This is a genomic window from Salinisphaera sp. S4-8 (genome assembly GCF_040361235.1).
Taxonomy (GTDB): domain Bacteria; phylum Pseudomonadota; class Gammaproteobacteria; order Nevskiales; family Salinisphaeraceae; genus Salinisphaera.
In genome coordinates this window covers 378,487-385,644 of the sequence record NZ_APNF01000003.1, presented here as the reverse complement: position 1 = coordinate 385,644, position 7,158 = coordinate 378,487, and the positions used below count along the sequence as shown (strand labels likewise).

Below are 7,158 nucleotides of genomic sequence, written 5' to 3'. Positions count from 1 at the left end.
GGATTCGACACCCATCAGCTTCAAGGTCAGTGGCCCGGATGAACAACCTACTGAAAGATCACATCTAGAGACAGATATACGCGACGTTATCGAAGCCCTTTACGAAGAGAACTTTATTAGGCCATTGACAGTAGAAATCGCATACGCGCCAACGACCATAGACGAGAAGGTAGATGAATCAATCACGCGCCCTACTGTCCGGAAGATCAAGAACAATGTGAGTGATTACTTCCCATTGATTAAGACCCATTTCTCTGAAGTCGACAAGGCTAGTCCGAACTTTTCAAACATCGTTTCGTTGCAAGTTAAGGCCTACTTTCTGAAGCAACAACAGTTGGGATTTGATAAGCAAGCGATATTCGACAATCTGGTCGTCTGGGTGAACGTAAAAACCAAACCCAAGAGCATCGATGCTGCCGAGATATTGGTCTCATTTTTCGTCCAGAATTGCGAGGTGTTTTGATGATTGCGCCCACCAAATTCACTTCCTTGGACGACAGTCTCTTAGGGAAGTCGCCGAAACTTTTGCAAGCATTCGATAGCCCGATATCGGCTCACTCCTTATACAAGCTCGTTGAACGCCAATTTGAGGACGCCGGTGAGTTCTTGCTTACGCTTGATGTCTTGTATGTGTTGGGCGCGATACGCCTCGACGCAGCTACAGGGATGGTGGAAAAATGCTGAAAGCGATCGCCTGTGAAAAATTTCACCATAAGACGATCAGATTCAAACCAGGCCTCAATGTTGTGGTAGGAGGCGACCTGGCGACAAACTCTATAGGCAAGTCAACTTTACTGATGGTAGTTGACTTTGTTATGGGTGGCACAGACTTTCTAAACCATAACGCAGATGTTGTTGCCGAACTCGGCCATCATGACTATCGTGCGACCTTCGAATTCGTGGGGAAGTTTCACCTATATCGCCGTGACACCGCGATGCCGGATGTAGTGCATTTGTGCGATGACTCATGGGAGGTCATTGAAGCGTTAACCCTTCAGGAATACCGCGAGCGTTTAACAGCCCACTATGGCCTTACCGATCTTGGGCTAAGTCTTCGGCAGGCCTGTGCTCCGTTTTCAAGAATCTGGGGAAAGAAAAATCTTGAACCTGCAAGGCCATTAGACGCTCATCTTAAGCAGCCAGCTGTAGATTCCCTATATCTAGTACTCAAATTATTCCAGAAATATGACGAAGTGGAGGGGCTCGAAGGGGCCCTTAAAAACGTTCAGGCTAGGGCGAGCGCACTAAAGGCTGCTTTTCGTCAAAAGGTCGTCCCAAAGATCTCAAAGAAAAAATACAGAGAAAACTCTAAGGAAATTGTACGGCTCTCGGAGGAATTCGCGAGCATTCGTTCGGATCTTGCATTGTACGCGATGAATCTGAGGCAGCTTGCCAACAAAGAAGTTGCTGAGATTAAATCTTCAAAAGATGAGCTTCTTAACGCACGTGCACGCGTAGCGAGCAGGTTGCAGCGGGTCTCGGGCTCCCTGAAAGAAAGTAAGCATATTCAGAGTAAGAACTTTGAGGTGCTCACGAAGTTCTTCCCGTCCATGGAAAGCGAACGATTAGCTTCGGTCGAGGAGTTTCATTCGGATATCGCACAAATTCTGCGTAAGGAGATGCGGCAAAATGAACGGACGTTGAAGGACGAGCTAGATCGAATTGACGAGGCACTATTGGGTTTGGATGAGCGTCTTCGGGAAATCTTGGCAAACGTCGAGAATCCAGAGTTGATCGTAGATCGAGTCTACGATGTGTCGAAGAAGGTGCGTTCGCTTCAGCAAGAGAATGAGTACTATGATCAAAATGCCACATTAAGGTCTGATGCTGGAAGCTTACGGAAAGATTTGGAAGAAAAGCGTCTCTTAGCGCTTTCAAAAATAGCTAAGCTAATAAACTGGGAACTTTCCTCGCTGGCGAAAGCCATCTATCAAAACAGCCAAAAGAGTCCCTACCTTTATTTCAGTTCAAGTAACTACGACTACAAGATTTATGAGGACACCGGCACAGGCAAGGCATACGGCAACCTGATCTTATTTGACCTTGCTGTATTCGGGGCAACACGGTTGCCATATCTCATCCATGACTCGCTACTTTTTAAGAATGTGGAAAACAAAGCTGTCGAGCGAATCGTTGAACAATATGGACATTTCAAGCGGCAGTCGTTTATTGCACTTGATGAAGTGGGCAAATACAGCGAGGCTACCGGCGAGCTAGTCGATAGAGCGGCAGTAGTCCGCCTCTCGGATGATCAGGTTTTGTACATCAAGGACTGGCGTAGGCGTGACGAGCCCTAATAACGCGTTGCCGGCGATGTGTGATCCGCTGCGCGATCAGGGGGCAGTATCCTAGACTCGATAGCTCAAATCGCGACGAGCGCCGAGAACGGAGTGGGCCTCCAGCTAAATATAGTGTCGCCCGATCGCCGCGCCGGATCAGCACGTGCACGAACTGCGGAATAGTTAACCCGTAAAAGGCGTGCGAGGTAGGTCGATACTTTCTGAGTTTCGCGCGGTAGGGAGAATACCGGCTTGAGTTGTTGCATGGCGTCGCGAGCGCGATGGACTAGGGCTTTGCTGGCACGAGCGTCTCGTCGCCCAAGGCGAAGCGCCCAAACGCCGACAGGGATTACGGCGTTCGATACCGAAACCATGGCACTATTCTGCCCGCCAACCCGATGACCGTTGATTGAAAGGCATGGATATGAACGCGCGTGTCACTGTTCAGGGTGAGCGGCAGATCACGGCGAATGAACAGGCATATGCGAAGCAGGTGTTGGTGCTCAAAAATCTCCAGCTTCGTGCTTATGTTCTGATTGGCGGCTTTCTCCTGGGCCTGGGGTGTCTGCTGATCGCGGCGCTACCGTTCGGGCTGAGTCGCGGAGCAATTCTGGCCATATTGTTTGTGGGCATACCGACCGTTGGTCTGACTCTTTACGCCGGCCGCGGGATTGGTAATCAGGGGCTTCGCAAGCGTGCGGTCCTGGGCAATACGGTGTGCACGGTGAAAGGTCCCGTCACCTACATCACGCATCGCGTCAAGAATTCACGAGCAGAAGAGTTCTTCGTCGGAGACGTCACGCTCTGGTTGCCGCCTTTCACGTCGTTGCTTTCTTTTGTGGCGACCGAGAAAAACGGGTATCGCGAAACCGAGTTGGACGTCATTTTTATCGAAACCCGCTCGACGCAGAAAGCGGGCGGCGAAAGTGTTGACACGAACAAGGAAGCGGTCGTTCTTTATCTCGCCGATTATATTGATATCGATACCGTGTTTAATCGGCATGGTCGGTACTACTTGATTCGCGAGAGCATAAGCATGTTCGCGGGTGCGATTAGCTGCATTGTCATCGGGGCGTTGGGGTATCTATATTTTTTTCCGACCGACAAATGGCTGCAAACGGGTTTCATGGTCCTGTTCCTGGCGATGCTCGCCGATTTCGCGATCGTCGCGCTGGGCTGTTACCTGATCAACAAACTCTATTTGGCCGTGCGTAAGCGACTGGACCCGAACTTCAGGCCCAGCAGCTACGGTGAACGGCTCGCTGGCAAAGCGTAGGCCTTGTCGGCATCGCCGGCGACGCAACCGCGTGTGATTGGCCCGGCATGATTCTGTTGCATATGCGCGAGTACCTTTACGGGCGACCATAGCCGTAGCCTGATCGCAGCCCGGGCGGTGCATACGCGCGATTGGGTTGTCGCGCTCCCGGGGGCGCCTACGCTGACTTTTGTTGTCGCCATAGAAAAAGCCGGGTAAATCCCGGCTTTTCCTATTGGCTGACGGGTCCGTTCGGTGCCGATCGAACCCTTGTCGAAGCGTTGGGCTTCACGCTGCGCGCCCGCGGCTCAGGCGGCCGACCGGCTGCTGCGATTCGACGGGCCGTCGCCCGGGTTTTCGGTGTCGTCGCCACCGCCGTTTTTCATCTCGATGGTGCGATGCGGATAGGGAATCTCGATACCGGCCTGGGCCAGGGCTTCCTTGACGGCCCGTTTCATGTCGGCCTGATAGACGAAATAGTCGTCGGCGGATACCCAGGCGCGGACCAGGAAATCGACCGAACTGTCGCCCAGATTGTTGACCTTGACCATCGGTTCGGTGTCGGTATGGGTGCGCTCGTCGGCGGTCACGGTGTCGCGGATCACGCGTTCGGCTTCGGCCAACGGGGCGTCGTAACCCACGCCGAAGGTCCACTGGGCCTGGCGTTTGGGGTAGGCGGAATAGTTGTGGATGGTGTTACCCCAGACATCGGAGTTGGGCACGATGATCTGCACATTGCCGATAGTGGCTAGCTCCGTGTAGTTGATCGAGATTTCCTGCACTGTGCCCATCTCGCCGTTGGCCACTTCGACGAAGTCGCCTTCCTTGAACGGCCGGAAGAAGATGATCATCACGCCGGAGGCCACGTTCGAAAGCGTGCCCTGCAACGCCAGGCCCACCGCCAGGCCGGCGGCACCGAGAGCGGCGATGATCGAGGTCGTCTGAATACCGAAGGTGTTGAGTACGAACAGGAACGTGAAACCGAGAATCACGTAGCGCGCGATCGAACCCAGGAACTTGAACAAGGTGTTGTCGAGGTCCTTTTTGCCCTGGGCGGTGCCGCGAATCCGCCGGTTCGCCCACGCCGCGATCATCATGCCGATCAGTAGGATGAGCAGCGCGAGGGCCACGTTGCCGGCGATGCCCAGTACGGTATCGAGCGTGATGTAGTCGGAAAGACTCTGGCCGTTGATGAGATTGGTCGTGAACAGATTGCTCAAGAATGTGCGCGTCTGATCCCAGGCCGTTTGCACGGTTTCCATTGGTCGCCCCCTGGCGTGTTTGTCGGCGAGCGGTGGCAAAGCCACGCGCACCGTGTGTCGATTGCAGTATCAGCGCCCGGCGTGTACCCGGCGAGCCGGCCATCTTAGTCAGCTCGGTACGATTTGGGTAATCAATATTTTCAAAATGGGGCGCTGGAGGCGGCAGCTCGCGCTTCGACGTACACAAGGCCGCGGCGGATGAGGGCGATTACGCGCAGCAGCTTCGTGTTTTGAGCCCGACAATACGGGCGCAGGAGAACGTGCGTCTGGGCGTATGGCGTTCGCTTCGATACGCTGCGTTTCGATAACAACAACATTGAGAGGAGCGGTCCATGGCCGAACAGCCGGTCGAGATCATCTGGCAGCCGAGCGATGCGCGCATTCAGGCCAGTCGTCTGTACGACTACATGCAGTGGCTGGCGCGCGAGCGCGGTCTGACGTTCGACGACTATGAAAGCCTGTGGCAATGGTCGGTGGAGCATTTAGAGGATTTCTGGGCCTCGATCTGGTCGTATTTCGACGTACGCCAGCATGCCCCGTATACGCGGGTGCTCGACCAGCCGGTGATGCCGGGCGCGCGATGGTTTGACGGGGCCCAGCTGAATTTCGCCGAGCAGGCATTTCGTTTTCATCGCGACGGCGAGGCCGCACAACGCCCGGCGATCATGTCGCGTTCGGAGCTGCGCGGGCTCGAGACGATGTCGTGGGCCGAACTCGAGCGCCAGGTGGCCTCGTTTGCCCATGCACTTCGCGACATGGGCGTGGTGTCGGGGGATCGGGTGGTGTCCTATCTGCCGAATGTGCCGGAGGCGATCGTGGCCTTTCTGGCCTGTGCGAGCCTGGGCGCGATCTGGTCGAGCTGCTCGCCGGATATGGGCAGCAACAGCGTGCTCGACCGCTTTCGCCAGATCGAGCCGAAAGTGCTCATCGCGGTCGATGGCTATCGCTACGGTGGTCGCGATCACGACCGCCGGGCCGTCGTGGCTGAACTGCGCGCGTCGCTGCCCACGCTCGAACAGCTGATCGTCTTGCCGTATCTCGAGCCCGAGGCTCGCTTCGAGAATGCCCACGACTGGCATGCGCTGGTCGCCCACGATGTCGCGCTGAGCTTTACGCCGGTGGCTTTCGATCATCCGTTGTGGGTGGTCTATTCCTCGGGCACGACCGGCATGCCCAAGCCCATCGTACATGGTCATGGCGGGGCGCTGCTGGAAACCCTCAAGGGCCATGCGCTCCAGCTTGATCTGGGCGAGCACGATCGCTTCATGTGGTTTTCTACCACCGGCTGGATCATGTGGAACTCGCAGATCGGCGGGCTGCTGGTGGGGGCGACGGTATGTATCTACGACGGCAACCCTGGCTATCCGGATCTGGCGACGCTCTGGCGTTTTGCCGAAGAAACGCAGATGACCTTTTTCGGCGCGGGCGCGGCCTATTTCACCGGCTGTCGCAAGGCCGGCCTTGTGCCGCGCGAATGCGCGGATCTGCACCATTTGCGGAGCGTCGGGTCCACCGGCTCGCCCCTGCCGGGCGATGCCTATCGCTGGATCATGGACGCGGTGGGCGATGTCATGATCGCGGCCATTAGCGGCGGCACCGATATCGCCGCGGCGTTTGTCGGCAGTTGTCCGATCAAGCCGGTGGTGGTCGGCGAAATGCAGGCCCGTGGGCTTGGTATTGCCGTGTATGCCTTCGACGATGACGGCCAGGTGCTCGACGATGCCGTGGGCGAGCTGGTGGTGACCCGGCCCATGCCCTCGATGCCGCTGTATTTCTGGAACGATACCGACGGCAGCCGCCTACATGGCAGCTATTTCGATACCTATCCCGGCATCTGGCGTCATGGCGACTGGATACGCATCACGCCCCGTGGCGGGGCGGTGATCTACGGCCGCTCGGATACCACCATCAACCGCCACGGTGTCCGCATGGGCTCGGGCGAGATCTATGCGGTGGTCGAAGGACAGTTCGATGCGATACGCGACAGCCTGATCGTGGATCTCGAATATCTGGGCCGCGCCTCCTGGCTTGCCCTGTTCGTGGTGATGGCCGAGGGCGTATCGCTGGACGACACCCTGCGCGCCGAGATTCGGGATGCCATCCGCCGCCAGCTGTCACCACGTCACACGCCGGACGAGATCGTGGCGGTCGAGGCTGTGCCGCGCACGCTCACCGGCAAGAAGATGGAACTGCCGATCAAGAAGCTGCTGCTCGGCATGGATGAAGAAAACGCCGTGAGCCGCGACGCCATGGCCAACCCCGACAGCCTGGCGTTTTTCAGAAACTACCGGCCCGCGGTCGCGTAGTGATCCACGCCCCGGACAGTGTTCGGGGCGACTGCCTGCTGGCGTTGCGTGCTTTA

Annotated in this window: 6 protein-coding genes; 5 read left to right on the top strand and 1 reads right to left on the bottom strand. The window is 56.5% G+C overall.

Going from position 1 to position 7,158, the window contains the following annotated elements; genetic code table 11:
• The 4 genes from S4A8_RS06885 to S4A8_RS06870 form a co-directional block, all read left to right on the top strand.
• Nucleotides 1-463: ABC-three component system protein (locus tag S4A8_RS06885; protein WP_353219579.1), on the top strand; the 463-nt coding region annotated here is incomplete at its 5' end.
• Complete coding sequence (locus S4A8_RS06880) at nt 463-684, top strand: ABC-three component system middle component 7 (RefSeq protein ID WP_353219578.1); 222 nt, start codon at nt 463-465, stop codon at nt 682-684. The genes S4A8_RS06885 and S4A8_RS06880, both read left to right, overlap by 1 nt.
• On the top strand, nt 678-2,297 hold the full coding sequence (locus tag S4A8_RS06875; RefSeq protein WP_353219577.1) for a DUF2326 domain-containing protein: 1,620 nt from the start codon (nt 678-680) through the stop codon (nt 2,295-2,297). The genes S4A8_RS06880 and S4A8_RS06875 overlap by 7 nt, the downstream gene beginning before the upstream one ends.
• A gap of 406 nt (nt 2,298-2,703) precedes the next feature.
• Nucleotides 2,704-3,555: a hypothetical protein gene (locus S4A8_RS06870; RefSeq protein ID WP_353219576.1), complete on the top strand. Its 852-nt coding sequence runs from the start codon at nt 2,704-2,706 to the stop codon at nt 3,553-3,555.
• Nucleotides 3,556-3,842: 287 nt separating this feature from the next.
• Here S4A8_RS06870 and S4A8_RS06865 read toward each other — a convergent pair whose 3' ends face one another.
• Nucleotides 3,843-4,796 carry a mechanosensitive ion channel family protein gene (locus S4A8_RS06865; protein ID WP_353219575.1) on the bottom strand — a complete coding sequence of 318 codons (954 nt, stop codon included), beginning with the start codon at nt 4,794-4,796 and terminating at the stop codon, nt 3,843-3,845.
• A 332-nt stretch (nt 4,797-5,128) separates the two neighbouring features.
• On the opposite strand from S4A8_RS06865, the gene S4A8_RS06860 reads away from it, so the two are divergent.
• Entirely contained in the window at nt 5,129-7,102 is a 1,974-nt protein-coding gene (locus tag S4A8_RS06860; protein ID WP_353219574.1) for an acetoacetate--CoA ligase, read from the top strand.
• The last annotated feature ends 56 nt before the right edge of the window (nt 7,103-7,158 follow it).

Bases quoted from the DNA above. Each gene is read 5' to 3' on its own strand.
- S4A8_RS06870 (WP_353219576.1), top strand. From the start codon at position 2,704: ATGAACGCGCGTGTCACTGTTCAGGGTGAGCGGCAGATCACGGCGAAT.
- S4A8_RS06860 (WP_353219574.1), top strand. From the start codon at position 5,129: ATGGCCGAACAGCCGGTCGAGATCATCTGGCAGCCGAGCGATGCGCGC.
- S4A8_RS06880 (WP_353219578.1), top strand. From the start codon at position 463: ATGATTGCGCCCACCAAATTCACTTCCTTGGACGACAGTCTCTTAGGG.
- S4A8_RS06875 (WP_353219577.1), top strand. From the start codon at position 678: ATGCTGAAAGCGATCGCCTGTGAAAAATTTCACCATAAGACGATCAGA.
- S4A8_RS06865 (WP_353219575.1), bottom strand. From the start codon at position 4,796: ATGGAAACCGTGCAAACGGCCTGGGATCAGACGCGCACATTCTTGAGC.